This window comes from Ferruginibacter sp. SUN106 (assembly GCF_050611765.1).
Taxonomy (GTDB): domain Bacteria; phylum Bacteroidota; class Bacteroidia; order Chitinophagales; family Chitinophagaceae; genus Ferruginibacter.
In genome coordinates this window covers 357,860-384,339 of record NZ_JBODJC010000003.1, presented here as the reverse complement: position 1 = coordinate 384,339, position 26,480 = coordinate 357,860, and the positions used below count along the sequence as shown (strand labels likewise).

General features: G+C 38.5%; 35 protein-coding genes. 33 read left to right on the top strand and 2 right to left on the bottom strand.

Features of this window, described 5'->3' with window-relative positions:
• Positions 1–54 precede the first annotated feature (54 nt).
• The 14 genes from ACQ334_RS13145 to ACQ334_RS13080 all read left to right on the top strand — a co-directional run bounded on the left by ACQ334_RS13145 (position 55) and on the right by ACQ334_RS13080 (position 8,852).
• Positions 55–240 carry a CsbD family protein gene (locus tag ACQ334_RS13145; RefSeq protein WP_430988687.1) on the top strand — a complete coding sequence of 62 codons (186 nt, stop codon included), beginning with the start codon at positions 55–57 and terminating at the stop codon, positions 238–240.
• Positions 241–516: 276 nt separating this feature from the next.
• The gene (locus ACQ334_RS13140; RefSeq protein ID WP_430988686.1) at positions 517–1,971 is read left to right on the top strand and encodes an OmpA family protein; all 1,455 of its coding nucleotides are present in this window, start codon (positions 517–519) and stop codon (positions 1,969–1,971) included.
• A 204-nt stretch (positions 1,972–2,175) separates the two neighbouring features.
• Complete coding sequence (locus ACQ334_RS13135) at positions 2,176–2,439, top strand: hypothetical protein (protein ID WP_430988685.1); 264 nt, start codon at positions 2,176–2,178, stop codon at positions 2,437–2,439.
• A gap of 43 nt (positions 2,440–2,482) precedes the next feature.
• Entirely contained in the window at positions 2,483–3,274 is a 792-nt protein-coding gene (locus tag ACQ334_RS13130; protein WP_430988684.1) for an MlaE family ABC transporter permease, read from the top strand.
• Positions 3,275–3,283: 9 nt separating this feature from the next.
• On the top strand, positions 3,284–4,063 hold the full coding sequence (locus tag ACQ334_RS13125) for an ABC transporter ATP-binding protein (protein WP_430988683.1): 780 nt from the start codon (positions 3,284–3,286) through the stop codon (positions 4,061–4,063).
• A gap of 16 nt (positions 4,064–4,079) precedes the next feature.
• The gene (locus tag ACQ334_RS13120; protein WP_430988682.1) at positions 4,080–4,922 is read left to right on the top strand and encodes an MlaD family protein; all 843 of its coding nucleotides are present in this window, start codon (positions 4,080–4,082) and stop codon (positions 4,920–4,922) included.
• Between the two features lie 228 nt (positions 4,923–5,150).
• Positions 5,151–5,489 carry a cupin domain-containing protein gene (locus ACQ334_RS13115; protein WP_430988681.1) on the top strand — a complete coding sequence of 113 codons (339 nt, stop codon included), beginning with the start codon at positions 5,151–5,153 and terminating at the stop codon, positions 5,487–5,489.
• A gap of 746 nt (positions 5,490–6,235) precedes the next feature.
• Complete coding sequence (locus ACQ334_RS13110) at positions 6,236–6,391, top strand: lmo0937 family membrane protein (RefSeq protein WP_430988680.1); 156 nt, start codon at positions 6,236–6,238, stop codon at positions 6,389–6,391.
• Between the two features lie 19 nt (positions 6,392–6,410).
• Positions 6,411–6,725 (top strand): hypothetical protein, encoded by a 315-nt coding sequence (locus tag ACQ334_RS13105; protein ID WP_430988679.1) that lies wholly within the window; start codon positions 6,411–6,413, stop codon positions 6,723–6,725.
• Between the two features lie 17 nt (positions 6,726–6,742).
• Positions 6,743–7,021: a YtxH domain-containing protein gene (locus ACQ334_RS13100; RefSeq protein ID WP_430988678.1), complete on the top strand. Its 279-nt coding sequence runs from the start codon at positions 6,743–6,745 to the stop codon at positions 7,019–7,021.
• Positions 7,022–7,047: 26 nt separating this feature from the next.
• Complete coding sequence (locus ACQ334_RS13095) at positions 7,048–7,401, top strand: hypothetical protein (RefSeq protein WP_430988677.1); 354 nt, start codon at positions 7,048–7,050, stop codon at positions 7,399–7,401.
• Positions 7,398–7,778 carry a hypothetical protein gene (locus tag ACQ334_RS13090; RefSeq protein WP_430988676.1) on the top strand — a complete coding sequence of 127 codons (381 nt, stop codon included), beginning with the start codon at positions 7,398–7,400 and terminating at the stop codon, positions 7,776–7,778. Before ACQ334_RS13095 ends, ACQ334_RS13090 begins: the two co-directional genes overlap by 4 nt.
• A gap of 20 nt (positions 7,779–7,798) precedes the next feature.
• Positions 7,799–8,299, top strand: a complete 501-nt coding sequence (locus ACQ334_RS13085) for a hypothetical protein (RefSeq protein ID WP_430988675.1) — start codon at positions 7,799–7,801, stop codon at positions 8,297–8,299.
• A 160-nt stretch (positions 8,300–8,459) separates the two neighbouring features.
• The gene (locus ACQ334_RS13080) at positions 8,460–8,852 is read left to right on the top strand and encodes a hypothetical protein (protein WP_430988674.1); all 393 of its coding nucleotides are present in this window, start codon (positions 8,460–8,462) and stop codon (positions 8,850–8,852) included.
• Here ACQ334_RS13080 and ACQ334_RS13075 read toward each other — a convergent pair.
• On the bottom strand, positions 8,817–10,178 hold the full coding sequence (locus tag ACQ334_RS13075) for an MATE family efflux transporter (protein WP_430988673.1): 1,362 nt from the start codon (positions 10,176–10,178) through the stop codon (positions 8,817–8,819). The two genes, ACQ334_RS13080 and ACQ334_RS13075, sit on opposite strands and share 36 nt — an antisense overlap.
• Before the next feature lie 23 nt (positions 10,179–10,201).
• On the opposite strand from ACQ334_RS13075, the gene ACQ334_RS13070 reads away from it, so the two are divergent.
• From ACQ334_RS13070 to ACQ334_RS13020, 11 genes are all read left to right on the top strand, one after another.
• The gene (locus ACQ334_RS13070; RefSeq protein ID WP_430988672.1) at positions 10,202–11,053 is read left to right on the top strand and encodes a DUF3822 family protein; all 852 of its coding nucleotides are present in this window, start codon (positions 10,202–10,204) and stop codon (positions 11,051–11,053) included.
• A complete protein-coding gene (locus tag ACQ334_RS13065; protein ID WP_430988671.1) occupies positions 11,041–11,577 on the top strand; it encodes an RsmD family RNA methyltransferase in 537 nt (178 codons plus the stop codon). Before ACQ334_RS13070 ends, ACQ334_RS13065 begins: the two co-directional genes overlap by 13 nt.
• A 205-nt stretch (positions 11,578–11,782) precedes the next feature.
• The gene (gene lpxK, locus ACQ334_RS13060) at positions 11,783–12,835 is read left to right on the top strand and encodes a tetraacyldisaccharide 4'-kinase (protein WP_430988670.1); all 1,053 of its coding nucleotides are present in this window, start codon (positions 11,783–11,785) and stop codon (positions 12,833–12,835) included.
• A 352-nt stretch (positions 12,836–13,187) separates the two neighbouring features.
• The gene (locus ACQ334_RS13055; RefSeq protein WP_430988669.1) at positions 13,188–13,751 is read left to right on the top strand and encodes an RNA polymerase sigma factor; all 564 of its coding nucleotides are present in this window, start codon (positions 13,188–13,190) and stop codon (positions 13,749–13,751) included.
• Positions 13,752–13,810: 59 nt separating this feature from the next.
• A complete protein-coding gene (locus tag ACQ334_RS13050) occupies positions 13,811–14,122 on the top strand; it encodes a hypothetical protein (protein ID WP_430988668.1) in 312 nt (103 codons plus the stop codon).
• Positions 14,123–14,133: 11 nt separating this feature from the next.
• On the top strand, positions 14,134–14,718 hold the full coding sequence (locus ACQ334_RS13045) for a Spy/CpxP family protein refolding chaperone (RefSeq protein WP_430988667.1): 585 nt from the start codon (positions 14,134–14,136) through the stop codon (positions 14,716–14,718).
• Positions 14,719–14,770: 52 nt separating this feature from the next.
• Positions 14,771–15,535 (top strand): YHYH protein, encoded by a 765-nt coding sequence (locus tag ACQ334_RS13040; RefSeq protein WP_430988666.1) that lies wholly within the window; start codon positions 14,771–14,773, stop codon positions 15,533–15,535.
• A 22-nt stretch (positions 15,536–15,557) separates the two neighbouring features.
• Entirely contained in the window at positions 15,558–16,097 is a 540-nt protein-coding gene (locus tag ACQ334_RS13035; protein ID WP_430988665.1) for a toxin-antitoxin system YwqK family antitoxin, read from the top strand.
• The gene (locus ACQ334_RS13030) at positions 16,072–16,716 is read left to right on the top strand and encodes an SCO family protein (RefSeq protein ID WP_430988664.1); all 645 of its coding nucleotides are present in this window, start codon (positions 16,072–16,074) and stop codon (positions 16,714–16,716) included. The genes ACQ334_RS13035 and ACQ334_RS13030 overlap by 26 nt, the downstream gene beginning before the upstream one ends.
• Positions 16,717–16,970: 254 nt before the next feature.
• Positions 16,971–18,032, top strand: coding sequence for a cytochrome-c peroxidase (locus ACQ334_RS13025; protein WP_430988663.1), 1,062 nt, complete (start codon positions 16,971–16,973; stop codon positions 18,030–18,032).
• A gap of 249 nt (positions 18,033–18,281) precedes the next feature.
• Positions 18,282–18,959, top strand: a complete 678-nt coding sequence (locus ACQ334_RS13020) for a suppressor of fused domain protein (RefSeq protein WP_430988662.1) — start codon at positions 18,282–18,284, stop codon at positions 18,957–18,959.
• Between the two features lie 4 nt (positions 18,960–18,963).
• Here the strand turns inward: ACQ334_RS13020 and ACQ334_RS13015 are convergent, their stop codons facing one another.
• Complete coding sequence (locus tag ACQ334_RS13015) at positions 18,964–20,289, bottom strand: DEAD/DEAH box helicase (RefSeq protein WP_430988661.1); 1,326 nt, start codon at positions 20,287–20,289, stop codon at positions 18,964–18,966.
• A gap of 85 nt (positions 20,290–20,374) precedes the next feature.
• On the opposite strand from ACQ334_RS13015, the gene ACQ334_RS13010 reads away from it, so the two are divergent.
• The 8 genes from ACQ334_RS13010 to ACQ334_RS12975 all read left to right on the top strand — a co-directional run bounded on the left by ACQ334_RS13010 (position 20,375) and on the right by ACQ334_RS12975 (position 26,479).
• The gene (locus tag ACQ334_RS13010) at positions 20,375–20,971 is read left to right on the top strand and encodes a Crp/Fnr family transcriptional regulator (RefSeq protein ID WP_430988660.1); all 597 of its coding nucleotides are present in this window, start codon (positions 20,375–20,377) and stop codon (positions 20,969–20,971) included.
• Positions 20,968–21,540, top strand: a complete 573-nt coding sequence (locus ACQ334_RS13005) for a Crp/Fnr family transcriptional regulator (RefSeq protein WP_430988659.1) — start codon at positions 20,968–20,970, stop codon at positions 21,538–21,540. The genes ACQ334_RS13010 and ACQ334_RS13005 overlap by 4 nt, the downstream gene beginning before the upstream one ends.
• A 70-nt stretch (positions 21,541–21,610) precedes the next feature.
• Positions 21,611–22,366, top strand: a complete 756-nt coding sequence (locus tag ACQ334_RS13000) for an SDR family oxidoreductase (protein ID WP_430988658.1) — start codon at positions 21,611–21,613, stop codon at positions 22,364–22,366.
• Between the two features lie 585 nt (positions 22,367–22,951).
• Positions 22,952–23,236 carry a hypothetical protein gene (locus tag ACQ334_RS12995; RefSeq protein WP_430988657.1) on the top strand — a complete coding sequence of 95 codons (285 nt, stop codon included), beginning with the start codon at positions 22,952–22,954 and terminating at the stop codon, positions 23,234–23,236.
• 533 nt (positions 23,237–23,769) lie between these two features.
• On the top strand, positions 23,770–24,402 hold the full coding sequence (locus ACQ334_RS12990) for a hypothetical protein (protein WP_430988656.1): 633 nt from the start codon (positions 23,770–23,772) through the stop codon (positions 24,400–24,402).
• A gap of 100 nt (positions 24,403–24,502) precedes the next feature.
• Positions 24,503–24,964 (top strand): hypothetical protein, encoded by a 462-nt coding sequence (locus ACQ334_RS12985; protein ID WP_430988655.1) that lies wholly within the window; start codon positions 24,503–24,505, stop codon positions 24,962–24,964.
• A gap of 420 nt (positions 24,965–25,384) precedes the next feature.
• Positions 25,385–25,624, top strand: coding sequence for a hypothetical protein (locus tag ACQ334_RS12980; RefSeq protein ID WP_430988654.1), 240 nt, complete (start codon positions 25,385–25,387; stop codon positions 25,622–25,624).
• A gap of 609 nt (positions 25,625–26,233) precedes the next feature.
• Positions 26,234–26,479 (top strand): hypothetical protein, encoded by a 246-nt coding sequence (locus ACQ334_RS12975; protein WP_430988653.1) that lies wholly within the window; start codon positions 26,234–26,236, stop codon positions 26,477–26,479.
• The last annotated feature ends 1 nt before the right edge of the window (position 26,480 follow it).

Below are 26,480 nucleotides of genomic sequence, written 5' to 3'. Positions count from 1 at the left end.
TAAAAGAAACAGCTTTGTACTATAAAAAATTTACTCATACATAAATTAAAAAAAATGAACACTACAGAAATAAAAGGCAGCTGGAATGAACAAAAAGGAAAGCTGAAACAAAAATTTGCAACATTAACAGATAATGACCTGATGTTTGCAGAAGGAAAGAAAGAAGAAATGCTGGGCAAACTCCAGGTAAAACTTGGCAAAACAAAGGAAGAATTACACAAAATACTTGCAGGGCTTTAATGCCCTGCTCTTTATGAAAAGCTACCGTTTAGCCGGAGCAACCTGGCTAAATGGTACTTTTCTGATTTAAAAAAGTAGAAATTATTGAAGAACCATACTCAAAAAGCGGCAGTTACCTGGCCGCTTTTTTGTGCCCCTACCTGTAATGGCATAATGCCATATCAACAGCAACATGTATACGAAGATGTGTGAATGATACAACATTTATTGATAGTTATATAAGTGTTATTGGTGCTTATCGCCTCAACTTTGCAATTCAATAAATAAAACAAAAAAATGAAAAAATCAATACTACTTTGTATCTGTTTAGCAGTTACAATGCTTATGAATGCACAAACACAGGATAAAAAGTGGAATATCGGTTTACATGGCGGTGCAACACAGTTTAATGGCGATTATTCAAATGACTTTTATAACACAAAAATGCCCTTTTATGGTTTTGGTGGTTTATCTGTATCAAGATATATCAGCAGTCACTTCGATGTAAGTTTTTTAGCTACTAAAGGAAAAGTTGGTTTTAACAGCGCAGCAGGAAGATACAGCACCGACATTACAACTGCCACTATTAATATGAGATTTAACATCCTGGGGCCAAATTCTCCTGTACGGCCTTATTTGCTGGCGGGTGGCGGGGCAATTCTTTTTGATAAGAACCTAGCGATCTCATCAAAAACTGTTGATTATGCTGCCCCTTCATTTGGTGGTGGTATAAATTTCAGGCTAAGCCCATACGTTATGCTTAACCTTCAGGAAACATTCATGTATTCCAATAAAGACAACAGGGATGGTGTGGTATCTGGTTCAAATGATGCATATCTTTTTCACAGTGCCGGACTTACATTTAATTTTGGAAAGAAAAAAGATGCCGACAAAGATGGCGTGGCAGATCGTCTTGACAAATGTCCTAACACACCTGCAGGAGTTGCAGTTGATAAAAACGGATGTCCGCTGGACAGGGATAAAGATGGCATCGCTGATTATATGGATGCCTGCCCCGATATTGCCGGTATTGAATCTTTAAAAGGATGTCCGGATAAAGATGGCGACGGTATAACAGATGCCGAAGACAGGTGCCCGGATGTAGCAGGAACTGTAGCAATGAAAGGTTGCCCTGATACTGATGGTGATGGTGTTGCAGATATAGATGACAGATGCCCGGGAACAAAGGCTGGTTATAAAGTAGATGCAAGCGGTTGCCCGATGGATAATGATAAAGATGGTATTGTTAATGAAGAGGATCGTTGCCCGGATGCAGCAGGTCCGGCAGGTTTAAAAGGTTGCCCCGATAAAGACGGCGACGGTATAGCTGATATAGATGATCATTGTCCCGATATGAAAGGCACTATCGCCAATAAAGGCTGCCCTGAAATTACTAAAGAAGAAGAAAAGAGAATAACTGAAATAGCCAGTAAAATTTTCTTTGAAACCAATAGCGCTAAATTAAAAGCCACATCACTGGCACAATTGGATGAATTAGCTGCCATTCTTAAAAAATATGAAAATGCAAATTTATCTATCGGCGGACATACCGATAGCCAGGGCAGCGATGAATTCAATATCGCCTTATCACAAAAGCGTACAGAATCAGTTAAAACTTATTTAATGGGAAAAGGTATCATGGAATCCAGGATAAGCGCTACAGGTTTTGGAGAAAGCCAACCTATTGCTGATAATAAAACTGCACTTGGACGGGCTAAAAACAGAAGGGTGGAATTAAAGACTTCTTACTGATAAAATATTCTCAGGTCGGTTTTGGTTAATAGAAGGGCTGTTGTTTTCAACAGCCCTTTTTTATTGGTTGCGTACCACTTTTACAAAAAAGCAATTAGCAAATGTGTGAATGATGTAAAATAAAATAAAAGTTTTGTAATGCTATACAGGGTTAATCTGCCCACCTTTGTGGATGGCGGTATTACTAATTAACAAAACAAAAAAATGAAAAGGATCACAATGGAAAGTTCAGGAATTGCTTTCCAAATAGCAACAATAATTTTTATTTTTAGTTATTCCTCCTCGCCGGTAAAGTTCGGCGAAAAAATAAATTCAGTGGATAAAACAATACACTCTTTTATTTATCCGGCAAAAGCACAACACCCGATAGACAGCAGTAATGCCGGTAATTTGTATTATGCAGAAAAGAAAAAGTCCGGCTTCCTGTACACCAACCTTACTATGAATATACAGGGAAGCAAAAAATAATGCCGCTTACATTGTATATAACAGCCAGGGCAAGCTGAAATACATGATGATCATCTACCCAAAAAATTATGAAACTTTGGCTACTTACTTAAAAAATTTATTTAATGATGCAGGCGATGTTACCCTTTTTACAAGCCGTTTTTTTAAAGAAGTTTTAAAACCTCCTTTTGAAATAAAAGAATTCTTCAGGCAATGTTTTCTTATTGGTTACAAATCTTTACCACTGGTAGCCATTACAGGATTCATCATGGGCCTGGTACTTACTTTACAATCAAGGCCAACATTGGCAGAGTTTGGTGCAGAGTCCTGGTTGCCGGGAATGGTAGCCCTGTCGTTGATAAGAGAGATAGCGCCTGTAATAACCGCATTAATATGTGCCGGCAAAATTGCTTCAGGTATTGGAGCAGAATTAGGATCGATGAAAGTAACCGAACAGATAGATGCTATGGAAGTATCTGCTGTTAATCCTTACAAATATCTTGTGGTGACAAGAATACTAGCCACCACTTTAATGGTACCGCTTTTAGTAGTGTTTGCAGATGGGGTGGGAATTTTAGGAGGCTACGCCGGTATCAATATTCACAGCGATGTAAACCTCTTCCGCTATTTTGCCCAGGTGCTGGAATCACTTTCTTTTTTAGATATTTTTCCGGCTACAATAAAAACTTTTTTCTTCGGATTTTTTATTGGTATGATTGGTTGTTATAAAGGATTTAATGCAGCCAGTGGTACCGAAAGCGTTGGTAAAGCAGCTAACTCTGCTGTAGTGGCGGCATCGCTTACCATATTTATTATTGATATGCTGGCCGTACAGGTAACCGATCTTTTCTTTTAAAATAAAAATATGCTGCAGGAAGAAACCGATATAAAAGAAAATAGTATTGCAGATACCGAAGGTCCCGTGATCAGTATTAAGGGCCTGTGCAAATCCTTTGGTAAAGATAACGATATACTGAAAGGGGTTGATCTGTATGTTGATAAAGCTGAGAACCTGGTGATACTGGGTAAGTCCGGTTCGGGAAAATCGGTAACTATAAAATGCATGGTAGGTTTGGTTGCTGCCGATAAAGGAGAAATAAAAGTATTTGGTACCAACATCAGTAATATAACCAACACCGAATTGAATGCAATAAGAGTAAGAATAGGATTTCTTTTTCAAAATGCCGCATTATATGATTCAATGACGGTAAGACAAAATTTAGAGTTCCCTTTAAAAAGGCATTTTAAAAAATTGACTGCAGCGGAAGTGAATACAACTGTAACTGAAGCATTAGAAAATGTAGGACTGGTAGAAGCTATTGATAAAATGCCTTCCGAATTATCGGGTGGTATGCGTAAAAGGGTAGGACTGGCACGTACATTGATCTTAAAACCAGAGATCATTTTGTATGATGAACCAACAACCGGTCTGGATACGATCACATCACGGGAGATCAGTGAACTGATATTAGCCATGCAGAAAAAATATAAAACGGCATCAGTTATAATTACACATGATATGGCTTGTGCAAAACTCACCGGCGACAGGATCATAATTTTAAAAGATGGTATCATTCATGCCGAAGGCAGTTATGATGCATTAGAAAAAAGTGATGATGAATGGGTACGCTCATTCTTCGTCTGATAAAAAAAGTAACAATATGAAAAAAGAATCCGGCTTTACATGGAAACTGGGCATGTTTGTGGTGATTGCATTGGTGACCTTTATATTCACCATTTATTTTGTAGGCAAACAGAAAAATTTATTCGGCTCAACTTTTCGTTTAAAAGCACAGTTTAAAACGGTAAGTGGTTTAAAAGTGGGCAACAACGTTCGTTTCTCAGGTATTAATATCGGAACTGTTGATGACATTACTTTGATAACAGATACTTCGGTAATGGTTGACCTGGTTATAAAAAAAAATGTGCAGCAATTTATTAAAACCGATGCAAAAGCAAGCATAGGATCTGATGGATTAATGGGAGATAAGGTACTTACGATTTCGCCTGGCAGCAACAGTACCACTTATGTAAAAGATGACGCTCTCATTGCTACAAAAAGTGCTATTGAAATGGATGATATTATGAGCAGTGTAAAAAACAGTGTGGACAATGCCGGTGTTATAACAGCACAACTGGCACAGTTTACCTATAAAATGAATAATGGCAATGGTGCTTTATCTAAACTGATCTCTGACGAAAAATTCTCCAGCAGTTTAGAGGGAACATTAAATAACCTGCAAACCAGCTCAAAAGAATTTTCAAAATTCAGTAGTAAAATGAATGATGGCAAATTGGGCAAAGCTTTAGATTCAACCATGTCTAACATACAAGGCGCCACAAAAGGCCTCAATGAAAATATGGAAGCTGTAAAACATAATATTTTACTTAGAGGTTACTTTAATAAAAAGAAAAGAGCTGAAGCTAAAAAACAGGCCGCACTAAAAAAGAAAACCGATGTAATAATTAATCCTGTAAATCCCAAAGACAGTACAAAGCAATAGGGCTTACAGTAATACCTAACCGTAATTTTTTGTAATAAAGACGTTCAATTGAACGTCTTTATTACAAAGTGTATCCAGGGCGGCGATCTTTTTTATATGATAATCCACTCATTTAAAAAATTGTTTCCTGCTTGTTAGTTTAAATCAGCTTACCTTTAGAATATAGCCGTGCTTTCCTTCCTTCGGTTCTACTACACTTATTTATTACTCACTACTAAAATAACGATCATGGATGCAGGCGAAATTGAAAAATCAAAAGCTCTTATTACTGTAGAGATCATCGAATATGTGCCTAATTCAGTAGTGATTAAAACGATCCTCAAAAAATCAACCGGCAACATCAGCGTGATGTCTTTTGATAGCGGCGAAGGGCTTACAGAAAAAACAACTCCTTTTGATACTTTTGTACAAATTATTGAAGGTAAAGCTGAAATAGTGATCAGTACGGTATCTCATCTTTTACAAACAGGTCAGTCCATTGTTATACCTGCTCATGCTTCCAACCTGGTAAAGCCCAATGGCCGTTTCAAAATGATACTAACCATTATTAAAAGTGGTTACGAGTAACATTGTGTGTAATTGATAAAAAAAGTCCCTGAACAAAAAAGGGGCTTAAACTAAAACGCATGTGAGAAAGATGTGTTTATTAAACAGCAGACTATAAAGTTCATAGTCTTTTTATGTAATTATTTACACAATAGGCAAAAATAATTGCATCATTTACACTTTCTGATTTATTCCGCATTGTTACAGACAAATCACTCAAATATCGCTGTCAAATAATATTGGCAAAATCGCCACCTCATACTTATAAAAATGTATGTGGGAATTATATAAGCTTTTTCAACTATTATGTAACACTTATCATTTCAGGAGTTTGCAACTTTACAATAGAAAATAGCAGCAGCACAAATAAAGTTTAAACCAATGAAAAACCCCATACCTGCATTCGTTAAAGCAAAACATCACAGGCAATAAAAAGCTAAATCAGTATTTTCAGCAATAACAGGCAGGGATATATACAAAGAGCAAGAGCCAATAAAAACAGTGGCAGCAAAGTATTATAGTAGCAGAAAAAAATTGGTAATCACTAAAAATAAAATCTCTTGACTTATCTATTGATCACTTTTTTTTACAGTTCTTTTTACAGCAGAAGATTACACAGGAGTTTTTTGTTGTGGCACAGTATTGGTAATTCAAATCAAAGCACCATTGCAATGGTTAATCGGTAACAGTAAAACAGTTGGCAGGAATTATCAGGTATTACTGTCGCACTCAATATTTCATTAATCATTTAAAAACAATCAATCATCATGGGAAATTTGCTTTATACCGTTGCAGTAATTCTGGTTATTCTGTGGGCAATCGGTTTCTTAGGTTTTCACGCCGGTAGTATCATTCACCTGTTGTTGGTAATTGCAGTAATTGCAGTGCTCTTCAGGATCATCAGGGGCGATAGAACAATTTAAACAACTTAAAACAAATACAATGAAAAAAACTGCTTTATGTTTAATGGCACTAGGTTTGTCATTAGCATTTACTCCAATGCAATCTAATGCCACAGCTATTGTTGCACCTTCTTCAGTAGTGGTTCCAACAGAGCCGGTTGATGTAAGTAAATCCATCACCAGGTTGAATGAAATTAAGGACATGGATAAATCTGACTTAAGTGGTGCAGAAAAAAGAGAATTACGTAAAGAAGTAAAGTCATTAAAAAAAGAGATCAGAAGTAACAACAGGGGTATTTATCTTTCGGTAGGTGCTGCAATTATTATTGTGTTGTTACTGATACTTATATTGTAAACTATAAATTAAAAAGTATGAAAACAGGAAAAGTAGTATTGGGATTATTAGCAGGTGTAGCCGCCGGAGCTATATTAGGTATTTTACTGGCACCCGATAAAGGTAGCAATACCCGTAAAAAAATTATGCGTAAAGGCGAAGGGTATGTTGATGATGTAAAAGAAAAATTCAATGAAGCTATAGATGCTATCAACGATAAATACAAAAGCATCAGGCACGGCGCAGAAGATTTAGTTGCCGATGGCAAAATGAAATTTGAAGACGCTAAGAATGAAGTTAAGAAAGCAACGCTTTAAAATGTAGTCCAATTAAAAGGTAAACAATGAATAACAATGCAACAGCAATAGAAACGCTTTTTGAAAAAGCCAGTGAGTACGGTAAAACCAGTATTGAATTATACAAACTTCAGGCAATAGATAAAACTGCTGAAGTGGTTTCATCTTTGGCAACCAGGTTGGTGATTACTATTGTTGTTGCATTATTTATTGTAAGTGCCAATATAGGGCTGGCATTGTGGATAGGAGAGTTGCTGGGCAAAACTTATTACGGCTTTTTTGTTATTGCCGGTGCATGGGCACTGATTGCTTTATTGGTATATGCATTTCGTAACCAATGGATAAAAGAACCGGTAAGCAATACAATGATCATTAAAATGCTGCAACAAAAAGAAATATGAAAAAAAGAAATGAAAGTAGCGTATTGCAAAATGCCATCTTATCCCTGCAGCGCAAACAGGCACAGGAATTAGATTCACTAAAAGAACAGTTTCATATTACCTATGAAAGCTTGAAACCCATCAACCTAATAAAAAACACATTCCGTGATGCTACTTCTTCACCCGAAGTAAAAAGTGGCCTTGTGAATAATGCTATTGGTTTGGCAACCGGTTATTTATCTAAAAAATTATTGATTGGTGGCACGCATAATCCTATAAAAAAGATACTGGGTGCTATTGTTGAATTTAGTGTGGCCAGCTTTGTTGCCAAGCGTGCAGATAATTTTAAACCGGCGGCAAAAGAAGAGCTGAAAGAAAATGAACAACCCGTATTTTAATCACCAAAATAACTCCTGTAATGAAAAAAATATCTATTGCACTTACGCTTTTATGCTTGTTCTTCATGGCACATAGCCAGAATCCTTTACCGGTAGGCAAAGCACAATTCAATGTTGGTGTGGGCTTTTCGGGTTGGGGCGTACCCGTGTATGCAGGTATAGATGTTGGCGTACATCAAAACATTACCCTCGGTGGCGAATTTTCCGTTCGTTCTTACAGGGAAAACTGGAAAAATAACCATTATCGTCATAGTATTATCGGCATTGCTGCCAATGGCAATTACCATTTTAATACGGTACTTAATATTCCCAAAGAATTTGATTTTTATGCAGGGCTTAACCTGGGCTTTTATTCTTGGTCTTCACCAGATGGTTATCCCGGCGATCACAGCTCCGGCATTGGCCTCGGCGCACAAATCGGTGGCAGGTATTACTTCAATAATAAAGTTGGCTTAAACTTAGAGTTTGGCGGCGGAGATGCTTTCTCTGATGGCAAGATCGGTTTAACATTCAAATTATAGGATCAGCATTCGTACAATTTAAACTTTCAAAAGATTCGTGGTATGACGAATCTTTTTTGTATTGCACCAACTCAAACCCCGTTCTGACAGGAATCATCTTTTATTATGTTGAAGGTTATTTTAAATCAGCTGCAATAAAAATATCTTCGTCAAAACAATAATGACACCCTTAGTTCGCATCAAGATCATTCATACCATCATCTGGCTTTTTTTCAACCTGGTATTATTCTATATGGCTTATGCAGTTATCGTAAACAAGATTGACAGGTTAGTGTGGATTGGTATTGTTCTTATCATAGCAGAAGGAATAGTGCTGCTGTGTTTTAAAAAGATGTGCCCGCTAACTATTCTTGCCCGTAAATATTCCAATTCTGCCAAAGATAATTTTGATATTTATTTACCCAACTGGCTGGCGAAATACAATAAGCTCATCTACACCAGTTTTTTCATCCTCATTGTATTGGGCGTATTGTACCGAACACTCCCCATTGACCGTTCCCCATTCACGTCTCACGTCTCACGCCTGCTTCGTCTTCCACTTTCCGCTCTTTAAAAACACAAACGCCATTATAAAGATCGTACTCCAGTACACTACTTCATTACTCCATGCCATCGCTAAAGAAATAAAATGTACTTTCATAAATATCCAGCTGTAAATTAAATACACTGTAATAGCTACAATTTCAATCATCAGGTTCACCTTGGTTTTACCTGTTCCTGTTACACCATTCAGCCAGATATTAGCCACACTCATGAACAACATGCCCAGGCTAACCGTTCTGGCCACCGGAATACCCGCCGCAACAAAAGCATCACCTTTACTGAATAACCTGAAAAACATTTCAGGAAAAATATTCAGCAGCAGCACCATTACCGCACAAAAACTAATACTCAGTAACATGGTTTTATTAATGGCCAGGATAACCTTGTCTTCTCTTTTTTGTCCCATTAAATTACTTACCACCACATTGCTCGTACTGGCAAAAGCCCATACAAATACACCCGCTAATCCAAATACATTCCGCATTACATTGCTGATGGCTTTATCCAAGGCATTGCCGCGGGCCTCAATTAAAAAGAAAAATATCAGCCAGGTGGTTACACTGATCACGTATTGCGCTACCAATGGTGCCGATACTTTGATAATAGCTTTGCTGATCACTTTATCATAAGCAAGATCTTTCAGCAGGTTATATTTCTTTTTTAATCCTGTTTTATACAACACGATCAATACCACTAAAAAACCAACCCCTTCCGCAATTACCGATGCAAGGGCTGCACCATTAAATCCCATTTTAGGAAATCCAAAGTGGCCATAAATAAATACGTAATCCAAAACTATATTCAGTAAGGCTTCAAAAATAAAACCGATCATTAAATACCGGCTGTTGAGTGACGCCACCAAAAAAGCATTGCCCATCTGGAACAGGTACAAAAAAGGCAACCCGAAAATGCGGATACGCAAAAAACTGATCTCCTGCTGGTAAGCATTAGCATCGGCAACAGGTTGCAAAATAAACGGCGCAATAAACCAGGTAAATAATATGCCTATCAGCGAAAGTTGCAAACAAATACGGATGCCCTGCGATAATATGGTTTTAAAAGCACCGGTATTGCCACTGCCTGCATGACGGCTGAATACCGATTGCATAGCATTATTCAATCCATGCCCTGCAACAGCAAATATCAGGTAATAAACACCCGTAATACCGGCATTGCCCAATGCATTGGCATCATCCGATTTGCCCAGGAAAATGCTGTTGGTAAGCATATTTACCTGGGGAATGAGGATAGCCAACGTAATCGGCATCGCAATAGACAGGATTTGTTTATTGGTGACTTTTACTTTTAAATCGTCGTTTGTTGCTATACTTTCCATAAAGTCAGCAAAATTATCTTATTTTGCCTGCCGAAAATCATACAGTGAATCCATCATTTAATATAAAAAGTACAGCCATACCTGCCGGTAAACCGGTTTTATTGGTACAGGCAGGTAAACAGGGCATTTCGTTTGCGCAATTAGATAGCGACAGCAATACTTTTACATCAGTACAGGTATATCATTTTGCAAAACAATTATCCGATGCTGCAATTGCAGAAGAGATCAACAACCTTTTAAGTGTTGAAGAATTGCACCAGCAGCATTTTAAAAAAATATTTGTTACCTGGTGTTTTGATGAAAATATTTTAGTGCCATTCGAATATTTTGACCAGGGCCATACCAGCGATATGCTGCAACTGGTATACGGCGATGCAGCACAGGCTGCCATCCAGCACGAACTGGTGCTGGCGCATAACCTGCATACAGTGTACAGGATACCGGTTGTAATAAAAAATGTATTTACGCATTGGCTGCCCTTCAGCATTCAAAACCACCAGAGCTCTTTACTCATCAATATCGAAAAAGTACATACAAACTTATTGTATTGTAATTTTTATCCTACTTCACTTACTGTGATGCTGAGGAAAAACAGTCATTTGCAGGTGATACAGAATTTTGAATTTAATGCACCTGAAGATGTAGCCTATCATTTATTAAATGTATGCCGCAGTTTTGAAACCGCTATACAAACTACCGTACTGCTGAGTGGTATGATTGATGCCGATTCTAATTTATACAATGAACTGCACAAGTATTTTTTAAACATTGAGTTTGCAACATTACCAGGTAATTTCAATTATGCAGATGAGATTCAGGAACAACCTGCACATTATTTCAGTCATTTATTTGCCACAGCCTTATGCGTATTATAAGCGGAACACATGGTGGCAGAAGAATCACGCCACCCAATAACATGCCTTACACAAGGCCCACCACAGATATTGCCAAAGAAGGATTATTCAATGTGCTGCAAAATAATTTAGAAATTGAAGAACTGAAAGTACTCGATCTTTTTGGCGGCACCGGTTGCATCAGTTACGAATTAAGCAGCAGGGGAGCACCCGATATTACCATTGTGGAAAAAGATACGCAGATGTATGAGTTCATTAAAAAAACGGCAGCCGAACTGGAACTGGACAATTTTAAAGTGATGAAAGGAGAGGTGTTTAAATTTATTGATACTGCAACAGAACAATATGATTTTATTTTTGCAGGCCCCCCTTACGCATTAGCCACCATTGATGATTTACCCATAAAAATTTTTGAAAAGAAATTATTGAAACCTAAAGGCTGGTTTATACTGGAGCATACACCAAGAAATGATTATAAAAAGTTTGAACATTATAAAACAGAAAGAAATTATGGTACTACCATTTTTTCGATCTTTATAAATTAATTTGACTACGGATTATTTTTAAATAACAAGGAGTACAAAACAGAACATAGAAACTACTTTGTAGTTTTTCTTGCCACAAATAGCACGAATGTCCACGAATGGCGACTTATTATTCGTGTAAATTCGTGCCATTCGTGGCAAGATTAATTCACAAGGTGAATAATGTAAAGATCATTCCGGTCTCTAATTAACCAATCAAAAAAGAATGCTTAGAAGTTTCAGATATTTATTGTTTCCCGTTTCACTTGTATATGGTGCAGTGGTATGGCTGAGAAACTGGTTGTTTGATAAGAATATTTTAAAGGCAGCGCAATTTAATTTTCCGATTATTTGCGTGGGTAATATTGCCGTTGGAGGTACTGGTAAAACACCAATGGTGGAATACTTAATACGATTACTGCAAAACGATTTTAATACGGCTACATTAAGCCGCGGTTATAAAAGAAAGACCAAAGGTTTTGCTATAGCCGATAATACCACCACTGCTTTGGAAATTGGCGACGAGCCCATGCAATTTCATAATAAATTCCCCCATGTAACAGTAGCAGTTGGCGAAGAAAGATTGGTGGCTATACCACAGATACTGCACGATAAACCCGGTACCAATGTCATCATTCTCGATGATGCTTTTCAGCACCGCCCGGTAAAAGCAGGATTGAATATTGTGCTGACGGCTTACAATAATCTTTTTACAAGAGACCTGATGATGCCTTCCGGAGATCTGAGAGATGTGAAAGCGAGTATGAAGAGAGCCGGTATTATTGTAGTCACTAAATGCAAAACAGGTTTATCAGCTGATGAAAAAAAATCTATTGTAAAAGAATTAAAACCTTTACCAAAGCAGGCTGTTTTTTTTACTGAGATCACCTATTCCAAACCTTACCATCTTTTTACTAAAGCAGAAGCAGTCATTGACAGAAATACAAATATCCTGCTCATCTGTGGTATTGCCAATCCACGGCCATTAAAAGATTTTTTGGTAACCAATTTTAATAGTTATGATATGCTGCGTTACCCCGACCATCATATTTTTAACAGCGACGACCTGGCGGATATCAAAAAACAGTTTGCCAAAATTCAGCAACAGGATAAAATTATTCTTACTACAGAAAAAGATGCCGTGCGCTTAGTGAAGTTTGAAGAAGACCTGAAAGATTTTCCGGTGTATGTATTACCTATTGAACATTCTTTTTTATTCAACGAAGGTGAGGCCTTCAACAAATTAGTTGTTGACTTTATCGCTGCTTTCAAAAAGTAAATGTATTCGCCGGAGGGGTCAATGTCATTAAGTTAAGGAGCTTAAAGAAATGCTCAATAACCAATGCTCAATGTTCAATTTTCAATAGAAATGCAGTTTATGCTGTTTTTAACCGTTTTCGTAAAAGAAGCTACAATCAAATACTCTTGTATTTTATTGAGTATTGAGTGTTGAACATTGAGCATTGAATATTTTCTTTTAAGGACATTGCCCGGCGGAACGGCATTTTGGTTGCACTATAGTTGTGTAAAAAACTGGTGAAAAAGTTTATTGCTTCTTGTAAAAAATAAATTTAAGTTGCAGCGAAGGTTTAACCAATTACACTCGTCTAACTAAAAACACCCAACCCTTTTTGACAGAACAGGAACTGGTTTATGGGCTCCGCAACGGAGATGAAGTAGCTTTTAAGGAACTGGTACTCCGTTTTCAGGACAGGGTATTCAATACTGCTTTGGGCTTATTGCAACATAGTACCGATGCCGAGGATATTGCACAGGAAGTATTCATTCAGGTCTATCGTTCAATACACCAGTTTAAAGAAGAGTCCCTTTTGTCTACATGGATATACAGGATCACCACTACCAAATGCCTCGATCAGCTGCGGAGCAAAAAAAGAAAAAAACGTTTTGGGTTCATCAGCAGTTTATTTGGTGCCGATAATACACCATTGCACGAACCGGGAGAATTTAACCACCCTGGTGTGCAACTGGATCAAAAAGAAGATGCCGCATTACTTTTAAAATTAGTAGACCAGTTACCCGAAAACCAACGCACCGCTTTTATACTGAATAAAATAGAAGAGCTGAGTTACCGGGAGATCGCAGCCATATTAAACACTTCCGAACCTGCCGTGGATTCGCTGTTGCAAAGAGCAAAACAGAACCTCAGAAAAAAAATTAACGAATTACCCCCATAGCAGCGAAGGTTTTTATAAAAAGAGACATCTAAATAATAAATGAATAAGTAGCATTAATAATGAATAATAAAGAAGAACGCATATTAAACAGTTTAACCGGTTTGGAAAAAGCAGCAGCGCCTGATTTTTTTTACACCCGTTTAATGGGCAGGATGCAAAAAGAATGGGAGCCAAAAAGAAAAACTTTTCTGTTGCTCCGCCCTGCATTTGTTACCAGCGCTTTATTGGTGGTATTGATGATAAATGTGTTTTCGATAATGCAGTTTAATAAAGCACCGCAACAAAAAGCAACAGTACAGTCCGGCAAGCCAGCCACGCTGGAATCCTTTGCAGAAGCCTATAACATGAACACGGCATCTGTTTACGAATAAAATTTTTCAATATGAATTTCTTTACAAATAACCGCCTGCTTTCTGTAATAACATTATTGTTACTTACCGCAAATATTGCCACACTGGGTTATTTATGGACGCATAAAAATAATGCCGGAGGTAATATACAACCTCCGCCACCCACAGGCCAGGTATTTGAATTTGTTACCAAAGAATTACAATTAGACTCAGCACAACAACTAAGCTATAAAAAATTAAGAGAAGAACACCAGGCGGGACAAAGGCCTTTACAAGACAGTATCAGGAAAGCAAAAGATGAATTTTTTGAATTACTGAAACAACCTGCACCTGTTGAAGCTTTAGTGCAACAACAAAGCAGCAAAGTAGCTGCAGCAGAACAGCAACTGGAATTGTTTACGTTCAGGCATTTTCAAAAACTCAGAGCCATTTGTACTGCCACACAACAAAAAAAATTCGACGACATTATACAGGACGTATTGCGCCGCATGGCACCAGCAAAACGGCCGCAGGGGCCGCCACCACCGGGTATCCGAGGTGGCATGCCTCCGCCGCCAGGCGAAGGGCCAGGGCCGGGTGGAGAAGGAATGCCACCACCACCTCCGGAAAATAAATAATGCTAAAACAACTCCTTCATAAAATCACCTTTATAAAACAGAATTAATAAGTATGAAAATGATACCCGTAAAACTTATGGCCTTAGCCGTAATTGTCGCAGGCATTTCCTGTAAAAAATCATCTGGTGATACTTCAACAGGTGGTGGCGGTGGAACAGCCACCGTACCCGACGTGTATAAAAAAATATACGGCGCTACCAGTATTACTTCAGATGGTACTTACATCACCATTAAAACCAGTGGCGCACCCGATCATAAAAGTGTGTATTACCCAACTGCCAATGCTTTGTACGAAGCTTTCAGTGGTACTACATTTGGTGGCAATACATTTTCAAAAAATCCCAACTCTATTGCTACACAGAATTATACTTTTAAAATTCCGCTTAACCCGCAGGTTAATGCAGCACATAGCGCAACACCACTGGGGCCAATTGGCGTGTCGCTGAATGGTGTGGCATTCTTTAACCAGTATGCCGGCCCTAACCAGCCACTTACCAACGAAGTAGTAAGCTTTGATAAATACTGGGGCCATCCATCACCCACCAGCGAATATCATTATCATGTAGAACCATTATACCTTACCACAGTTAAAGCCTCCAAATCTGCTTTACTGGGTTTTTTATTAGATGGTTTCCCCGTATACGGACCGGAAGAGAATAATGCTACCGTAACCAATGCCATGCTGGATGCCTATCATGGACATACAGCCGTAACAGCAGATTATCCCAATGGCATTTATCATTATCATATTACAAACACTGATCCTTATATAAACGGAAGTGGATTTTATGGAACACCAGGCACGGTTTCTAAATAGCGGTATATCAATATTGCTGCTCATGCTGTTTATCGGTTGTAAACAAACCGGTAAACATGCCGTTGAGTACAAGATCACCAATGCAATTGCACCAGGTTTAAAAATGGTGAATGGTGTGGTATATTTAAAAGACAGCCTGTACACCGGCACGGTCTATGCGCTCTACCCAAACACTACAGATACCGCAACCATTATGAACTTCAGTAATGGTAAAGAAGATGGTGTTTGGAAAAAAAATTACGCCGATAAAACTCCCGAAGAAATAAGAAACTTTAAAGACGGTAAAAAAGTGGGAGAGTACCTGGCCTGGTGGCCCAATGGAAAAAAGAAATTACAGTACGAATTTAAAGATGGCGAGTACGAAGGCACTTGTTACGAATGGAATGAAAGCGGGCAACTGACCAAAGAGGCCAATTATAAAGCCGGTTACGAAGATGGCTTGCAAAAAATATTTTACAACAACGGAAAAATACATTCCAATTTTATGGTTGTTAATGGCAGGCGTTACGGATTACTCGGCACCAAAAACTGTATCAATGTATCGGATAGTATTTTTAATTAGTAGTGTAATTATTTTAGTGCATTGCAGCAGTAAACAAAAAATTGCCATGCTGCCCTATTACAATACGCCGGATTTTACACCGCATTTTATAAGCGCTGATGCAGCCACAAAAGAAATACCGCATACCATTGCCGGTTTTTCCTGCACCGATCAATCCGGCGCAACTATCACACAAAAAAATATTGAAGGCAAAATTCACGTAGCTAATTTTTTCTTTACAGCCTGCGGCAGCATTTGCCCTAAGATGATGACTAACCTTAAAACCACGTACGAAGCATTTAAGTTGGATACCGGTATTGTTTTTTTATCTTACTCGGTAACACCCTGGAGAGATTCAGTTGCCAGACTTAAAAACTATGCAGAGCACAATGATATCAGTTTAACCAACTGGCATTTGCTTACAGGCAATAAAGCCGATATTTACAAGCTGGCCCGTACATCATATTTTGCCGAAGAAGATTTTGGTTTCAGTAAAGACAGTTCTCAGTTCCTGCATACCGAGCATATACTTTTAATTGATCAGCATAAAAAGATACGGGGCATTTACAACGGTACTTTAGAACTGGAAACACAACAACTGGCCAAAGATATTGCTGTATTAAAAAATGAAGGACAGTAGTACAGTGGTACGGTAGTACAGTGAAAATATTTTTTCGCTTCACTTATACACCGTAAATACTTTTCCGCTCCATTAGTCCGGCAAAAATATCTTTTCGCTCCATCACCCCGGCAAAAATATTTTCAACCCACCGAAGGTTTCCCCTGAATCCGGCATCTAAATAAAAACACCAGCAATTATATACCAACCATTTCGTTAAGCAATATGAAGAAAATTTACCTGCTGTTTAAATATTTACCCAAAATCAAACCATTATGAAACGTGTATGCCTCAGCGCCTGCCTTGTAGTAACCATTGTACTTTTTCAATATTGCTCTAAAAAAGATAGCGGTACCACCACCGGTACGGGCACTACCACGCCGGCGCAACCCACATTGCCCGGCACTACATTGAATTATGTAATGACGTATCCTGCCCATATCCAGGCTGCATTACTGGCTAACGACAACACCCCTGCCGATAATGCCATCACCAACGACGGCGCTACCTTAGGCCGTGTTTTATTTTACGATAAGCAATTAAGTAAAAACAATACCGTAAGCTGCGGCAGTTGTCACCAGCAGAAATTAGCTTTTGATGATTCTTCCAGTTTAAGCAAAGGATTTGAAGGCGGTTCAACCGATCGCAATTCCATGTCAATTTTAAATGTTCGCTTTTACAAAAGCGGGAAAATGTTTTGGGATGAAAGAGCCGCTTCTGTTGAAAAACAAGCCCTGCAGCCCATACAAAACCATACCGAAATGGGCTTAACCCTGGCCGAATTAGAAACCAAGGTAAAAGCTTTAAGTTATTACCCCGCCTTATTTCAAAAAGCATTTGGCAGCACAACAATCGATTCGGTGTTAATAGCAAAAGCCATTGCTCAATTTGAACGCAGCATTGTTACCTACCAATCAAAATACGATCGTGTAAAACAAGGGCTGGAAACCTTCACTCCATTAGAGGCACAGGGCGAACAGATCTATTTAACGGTTGGCGCACCCAACACCTGCAATACCTGCCATACAGCACCCATGTTTTTAAACAGCCAGACGCCGCCGTTTGCATTTCCTGCAACAGATATTGGCATTAACGGCCAAAACCGCTTTAAAGCCGGTTCCTTACGCAATGTGGCTACCCGTACTTCCTTATTTCACAAAGGAACAGTGGCAAATGTACTGGCTATGTTTACCGCCGGCGCTCCGGGCACAGGCACAGCACCCATACCTGCACATAGTGTAGCGCCGCAGGATGTACAACCACTGATGGCATTTTTAAATACACTTACCGATAATACAATTATAACGGAGGAGAAGTTTTCGAATCCGTTTAAGTAGAAAGAATTTTCTGGTGTAGAACAGAAAAAATATTCAATGCTCAATGTTCAACCTACAATGTTCAATAAAATGCACCCGCATTTTTATACTGCTTAATATTTAATGTAACAAAAATAAGAAGGGGAGATGGCGGTAGTAATTTACTATTGCAGTCTTTCCTTCTTTTTTTATGCCACTAATACCTAAGGTTTTAAGAACTTTCATATATTTATTTCAGGTTGATAAATATGTAATGAAAATTATAAGGCTATGAGTTTTTTAAAGAAATTATTTGGCGGAAAAAAGAAAGAAGAAGAAGCTGTACCTGGAAATCAATTTTCGGAGGAAGAATACGAAAAGGATTATGAATTGAAGCAACAGGGATTAGAACAGGTTTTAGGCAAGATGCATGATATGGTTGGCCATGCCATAATTCCTTTTGCCATTGGCGGTGCTACAGATATGTACTATTTTCCCAACGGTATTGCAGGCACCGGCTTTGCCACTATGGAATTGCTGGACCCCGCTGGCAATGGCCCCAAACCCAACCGCCTGGGTACTTATGAACTGGTAGCTTTTACAAAAGAAGCGTATAACTCAGGTGAAGACGAACAAACGGCGTTCAACCTTGTTCAAAGCCGTATTTGCAGCATTTTCACCACTATTGGCAATTATTCTTTCGAGGCAGTTTTGAATCCCAATGAAACCTGTGAAGTTCCTGTTCCACCAGAAGAAGGCAAAAACATCTGCCTGGTGTTTGATCACTATAATCCCGGGAATGCCGAATTTAAGATTGGCGAAAGACAACACCATTTACTCCTATGCCTGGAGGTATTTAAAAGCGAAATGGAATTTGCCAGGCAACAGGGCAGTGCTGAACTTTTTAAATTATTAAAAGAGAAAGGATTTTATCCTTACAGTGATATGGACCGTGTGGCTGTGGCGTAGCCATCTATTTCGCCACATCAATCTTCACCTTCTTGTTTTTTATCTTTTCGTCTTTGATCAGGCGCAGGGTATCGCTCACTTTAATTTTTTTGATAGCCACAAAAGAGAAGAAGTCCTTCACTTCAATTAAACCGATATCTTCCTTTTTCAGTTGCCCTTTATGAGATAAAAAGCCCACGATATCGATCTTATTCACTTTATCCTTTTTACCTGCAGCAATAAAAAGGGTGCTCCATTTTGGTTTTTCCGGCAGCTCATAGTCACCATTCAATTCCTGTGCAGTAGCATTTTTTGTAATATATTCAGGTAGAATTTCTTCCTCTGAATAAATAACATAAGTAGTACCGCTGGCTTCCATACGGGCTGTACGGCCGTTGCGGTGCGTAAAGATGTCTTCCGATGTTGGCAGGTGATAATGAACGATATTCCTGATATTTGGAATATCCAAACCACGTGAAGCTAAATCAGTGGTTACTAATATACTGGAAGTGCCATTTCTAAATTTACATAAAGCAGCGTCACGTTCCTGTTGCTCCATACCGCCGTGGTAAAATACTGATACAATGCCTCTGTCGCTCAGGATATTGCTGGTTCTTTCCACCGATGTACGGTGGTTGCAAAAGATAATAGTAGAACGGTTGCCCAAAAAGCAGATCAGCTTAAATAGTATATCAGCTTTGTCTTTATCTTCAGAAAATACCATTTTTATCTCCAAACCAATGGCATTTTCAATAACCAGGTCAAGGTAATCCAGCTTTAAAGGTTCTTTTAAACCGATAAAATTAGGCACAATAACCGATTGGGTTGCAGAAGTTAATATGCGTTTGTTAATATTTTTTAGTGAGCTGATGATGAACTCCATTTCTTCCTGGAAACCTAATTCAAGTGATTTATCAAACTCATCCAATATTAATGTGGTAACCAGTTCAGTAGAAAAATTATTTCTGCGTAAATGATCGGCAATACGCCCCGGCGTGCCTATAATAACTGCAGGTGCCTGTACCAGGTTGGTTTCTTCAATTTCACGTTTGTGGCCGCCATAACAAAGCGTTACTTTATAGCCCGTCTGCATTTTACGGAACACATCATCAATCTGTATCGCCAGCTCACGGCTGGGTACGATGATCATGGCCTGAACGCCTTTACTGTCTTTTTGTAATAACTGCACCAGCGGCAATAAAAACGCCAGGGTTTTTCCCGATCCGGTTATCGACAATAAAATAACATCTTCGTTTTCTTTGGCCGCCAGCGATGCCAGCTGCATTTCGTTAAGCTCGTCAATATTCAAATTGGCAAGCATCCTTTTAAGTTCTGTTGTATCTGTTTGCATTTGCGCAAATGTAGGTTTTGTATCTCAAACTGCATATATTCATTCCTGCCATAAACATCTTGCCTGTTTTGTACTATTTTAGCGTATGTCTGCAAATTTGCATCCGCTGGTACAGCATATCCGGAAAATTACCGCCGACCAGGAAATAGGGGAAGAGGCTGTTTTACCTTTTTTTGATACCCGTTTATTTAAGAAAAAAGACATATTGCAGCAAGAGGAGAAACTTTGCGTACATTATTTTTTTGTAGTAAAAGGTTGCCTTCGGCTGTATTTTACCGATGATAGCGGTACAGAACAAACGCTACAGTTTGCCCTAGAAAACTGGTGGATGACGGATCTGGATGCTTTCCGCACAGGGCGGCAATCGGTGTATAGTATCCAGGCCCTGGAACCGGCCGAAGTGCTGGTAATAGATGCTGAAAACTATAATTTACTGCTGCAGAAACTGCCGGTGATGGAAAAATATTTTCGCCTGGTATACGAGCGTGCCTATGCGGCTTCATTACTTCGTGTACAGATGATATCAAGAATGCCAAAGAACGAGTTTTATGAATTGTTTGAAGGAAAATATCCCGATTTTCTGCAGCGAATTCCCCAAAAAATACTGGCTTCATTTTTAGGGTTTACACCCGAATACCTGAGCGAATTGCGTAAAAAAAGAGTTGAAAAAAAATTATCATGACGGAAGCATTACAGCATCATATTCAAAAAATATTGGCAGGGCATACTATGCCGGTAGATGAAATGACAACTTTCTTTACAACAAAAACTGTAAAAAAAGGTGAGATCCTGCTCAACGAAAACGAACCCTGTCACGATATTTTCTTTGTAAATAAAGGATGCCTTTACATGTTTTATAACCACAACAATAAAAAACACGTGGTACATTTTGCCCTGGAAAACTGGTGGATAACTGACTATAAAACCTTTAGTGAAGGCAGGCCCGCCGGGTTTGCCATTACAGCTATGGAAGACTCGGTAATAACCTTCATGAGCAGGGAAAAATATGACAACCTGTTATTGCAATTCCCTTTAATGGCCCTTTATTTCAATAAAATTCACGAACGGGCTTATGGTGCAGCGCTGTTTAAACAAAAAACATTTGCTACAGTATCCAAAGAAGATTTTTACAAACATTTCAGCAATACATATCCTGCGTTAATGCCAAGAATTCCTGATGCTGTTTTTGCGGCCTACATGGATGTATCTCCCGAAACTTTACAAAAGATCAAGGCGGCATACGTTTCTTAAACCAGCTTAAGTTTTACCGGTTACACACTTTTCATCTTTGCAGTATCAGATCACTTAAAAATTAAAAAAGATGAAAATAGTAGTTATCGGCGGTACCGGCCTTATTGGTAGCCAGTTAGTTGCACAGTTACAACAAACCGGCAACGAAGTAATTGCAGCTTCTCCCAATACCGGTGTAAATACACTTACCGGCCAAGGTTTGGCAGAAGTGCTGCAAGGCGCAAATGTAGTGGTGGATGTATCTAACTCACCATCCTTTGAAACCACGGCAGTAATGAATTTCTTTAAAACATCTAACGAAAACCTGCTTACGGCAGAAAAAACAGCCGGGGTACAGCACCATATTGCCTTATCGGTTGTGGGCACCCAAAAATTACAGGCCAGCGGTTATTTCAGGGCCAAGCAAGTTCAGGAAGATATGATTAAAGCATCGGGCATTCCTTACACTATTGTACATGCCACCCAGTTTTTTGAATTTGCCGGCGGTATTCTGCAAATGAGTATGGTTGACGGAAAAGTGGTTTTGCCAGATGCTAATATACAGCCCATAGCGAGTAAAGATGTGGCAGCATTTATGGCCAAAACAGCATTGGCAAAGCCTGCCGGGACAATCCTTGAAATTGGCGGCCCCGAAAAATTCAATATGTCAGCCTGGATAAAAGCGTATGCACAGGCTACACATAAAAATTTTGAAATTATCACCGATGCCGGTGCTTTATATTCCGGTGCGCCGCTCAACACAGATACTTTAGCGCCCGAATCGGCAGTGTATTTGAGCGAAACAAAATATAGTAACTGGATAGCTGCGGCCGAGAATCAACGCTAAAATTTATCTCTGTTGAATTATAAAATGACCGGCGTGTTACAATGCACCGGTCATTTTGTGGTTGTATCATGTAATATATTTTATAATTCTTAATCATTTACTTATGAAGTTTACCTAATTTTTTTATTTATATAAAAGAGTGGTCCTGGTACGGCAAAATACAGCTACACGATCTTAATAAAATACACATAAATGCTTTACTATTCCCGGGAGCAGGTATAGTAAAACTTACTCGTCAAATTCAACTGGCTAAAAATTACACCGGTAATGGCAACCCGGTCAACGGCCTGTACGTCTTACAGGTATGCACTCAGTCATCACAGATCCACCGCAGCCTGCAGCCCGTAAAAGCCGGTATTCATCCTTCGCTATCCTTCGCTCTTAATTCCACCATCCTTCGCTTAAAAGTGCAGGCTGCTATAGTAAACATCCTATACACCTATAACACCTGTCCGTAAAAGCCAGCTCAATCCTTCATCAAAAATACCAGCTTATAAATACCAGGTAAGGCGACATAACAAGCAGGCGGCCGTGTGCAACGCTTTAGCAATGGCTTTCATCTTACCCTTATAAAGCCATATTTTTTTGAAAACAGATAGTTTACTTTTAAGAGGTATCCGCGGCAAAATAGGCGGGATAGTGGTAAAACATTACGGTAAAAAAGTAGTGGTTACCAAAGCGCCCGATATGAGCAATATACAACCCACAGCTGCACAACAATTGCAGCGCAGCCGGTTTGCCCGGGCTGTTGCACATGCCACGCATGTTAATAATACTCCCGAATTGCGCCAGGCCTATATAGTCAAAGCCAAAAAAAGCAGGTCCGTATACCAATACGTACTTAAAGAATACCTCAAAAACAATAAGTAATTTTCTCTGCCAGTTCGTTTTTATGGCCATGAAATGTGGATACCGGCAGTGTATGGTTTTGCTGTATTTTTTTTAACCTTCGCACGCCGGGGCTACAAATATTCCGGGCCTGGCAAAATTGAAAGCGCCAAAGCATTTTCTTTTCAGCGCCGTATTTTGTCAAAGCAAATTGTAATGAGCATATCACTGCACTTAAAAGCCTTTAGCAGCATCTGGAGCTAATAGCTTAATAATCAGCTACAGCTGAATATTAAAACTGATTATTCTTTCCTATAATTAATATTATGTTAAATAGCCGCACATCCAAAGCACAGGTAGGGAAACAAAAAAATAAAAAAGCCCTCCCACTACAGAGCGAAGATTGTGTTGTTAGATTGAGTTTTAAGGAAGAATTTTCCTCTTATTCAATTTTGGAAAAAATCACATTTATTGGTTATTGCCTATTCCCATTATTCCTTGTTGCTATGGTTATTTGGATAAAATCAAACTCCTGAAAAAAAAGCATTATCATTACAATATAATTATTGATTGTAATGAGTACAAAAGCCACTACGCCCCCCAAACCTAAAAGAGATCGTTTTGATGTAGCCCTACGACTACTCACTTTAGCCATCGCCTTATTTGGTGTTTGGTTTGCATCCTACCAATATAATCAGGGAATAAAAAACACAAATAATTCTAGCAGACCTATCGTAACTATCCGCTCCAGTAAATATTCCTACGATAGTTTATTACAAATGTATCAAGCGGTATTTTCATTTCAAAATTACGGCACAAGACCAGCCTATAACTTTGAAAGGGTTGTTTCTATTATAGGCATGGACTCGGCAGGTACTTTCGACAATGTAGTTCATACAGAAAATGAAACTTTCGCAAACTCAATGGTTCCATCAGTTGAATTTGTGTACCCAACTGCTGGGTATAGCTATGCCAATAAAAATTATATATTTTATAAGGTTACAATGAAGTACAACGACAATATATCTAATAAAGAATATGGAGATAGCTTATACTTCGTTTCTATGTGCCATTTTTTTAGAGATGATAAAATGTATAATCCCGACAATTTAAAGCCGAGGGGCATCAATTATACACAGTCTGTATCACTGGATTCTGTACTTAAAGGCAAGCAGATTGTCTCCGACAACATGACTATAATTAAATAGAATAGGAATTAAAGGTCGCTTCGATATTTTTTTAAGCAACGCCGTCGGCATTGCAGGCAAGTGCATTATGAAATATGATAACATGATTGTATATTGAGGCATGGATTACATCGAACCTTTACCAACGTGTGATAAAATATTAGAACTATTCACACCCCAAGTTCCTGCTGGATTTTCCCATAGCAGCATTAATAATGCCTTAGGATATAAAAACTCAGACCCAGAAGGTGCTTTTGTATTAGCCGCCTTACACAAGTTAACTACCGATAAATATCTTGTTCCCTATGCTATGGATAACAGTTTATATAAAGTCAGTGGGGACACTTTCATTTTTAAAGCATCAGGTGGTTACAAAGGATTAGTTGAAAAAGAAAAAAGAGTTTTAGAATTAAAAGAAGCTATTGAGCAATTAGGATTAAAAAGTACACAATCAGTAATTGATACTAATACATCTATACAAGCACTTAATAAGCTAACCAGTGATTTTTATGAAAAGCAGGATAAGTATAGTAGAACACAAAGAGGTTTAACATACGCAATTGTTATATTATATCAAGTATAATATACACCCTCGTTACCTGCTTAAGTTACTATAATGCAAGTAGCACAGAAAAATCAATAGAGCAAAGTTTACAGCATATAGAAAAGGTAATAGATACGCATCAAGTGGATGGTAAGGAACCGAAAAAAATCGGCAAAGATTCTTTATAAATTTCACCGTATCTTAGCATAAAGTAGGTAACATCTACCAAGTTTACAAAAAGGGTGCTGATACACCCTTTTTCTATTTAAAAAGGTTCGCCTACGGCAACCCCTCTCTCCATGTTATATTGCTCTTTGTCCCCCATTTTTTCGTCCATGCTACGCAAGGTTGAAAAATTGTGTACCAAGGCTCCGCCGCTTCGCAATTCATTTTGTTTTACCTGCCTTTCTAATTATAGCTTATTAACTATATTTGAAACCGATAAACTTAAACATCCTTATGTCTTTAGTAAAAAAGTTCTGGATAATCATTGCCATTATAATCCTGGTTTTAATTGTAACTAACCCCGGGCCAAAAGCATTTAAGGAGTATTTAGGTGAAGGCCAGGCGCTTCAAACAAGAAGAGTTTATAATTGGCTGATCTTTTCGGTGTATGAAACACAGCTTCCCTTTTCAAACCATCAATACCTCGGGATCTTTATGAATTTCTTCCCAAGGGAAATAAAAGTGAGTGAATGATCCATTCCTCAGGTTTTCATATCTAAAAACTATATATTTGATTTTGTCAGCGGGTATCCGCAGACAACGTCTGAGATAAGGCTCGTGGGGTTGGCATTTTGCCAGCCCTATTTTTATGCAACAAACTTTCCGCTGTTTACATTAGTTATCTAATAGTTAACTGCTTTTAGCTATTCATTTAAAATCATACCTTGTTGTTCTGCTATCTGTATTTTTATATGGGGTAGTTTTTCTCCTATTAGTTTAGTGGGCAACCTGCAAAGGTTGCCCTTTATTTTGGGGCGTAAGTGTGAATTATGTAAATAATCGGTTTCAAATCACAACAATTTTCATTTTCAGGGTATTAGTTTTGTACTGGTTTTCTTCATGGGAAATTTGGAATAAACAAAGTTACCGGGGGCCGGATCTTCATCCCTTCCCCCTCTATTTTCACTATTGGGTTTCAGGTTTAGTGAAATTATTAAAGTATCAGTTTCATATAAAAAAGCCTGACCCTATTCAGGCTTTTATTGCATCACTTTACAAAATTTCAGTTTCAGCCAAAAAAGAGCCGGCAATTTAAATTTTATACTTATTTTTAAACTATCCCTCAAGTTCAAGCCTTAAACCATGGAATTTTACAATTTTGCAGATGCCAGCTACCTGCTGGCGTATTATACTGATAAGCTTATCGGTAAAACCATATCTCATAAATCAGAGTCGGTGATCACTCACCTGGAAATTGATGACTGGGCAAATGGCAATTACCGGCTTTTGGCAAAGTGTAATTTAAAAACAGAACGAGACGTGTGCGAAATTGCCAAATATCACGATATCATTCACCCTGCCCATGCTTTAAAAGAACGGGTGCTGTAAA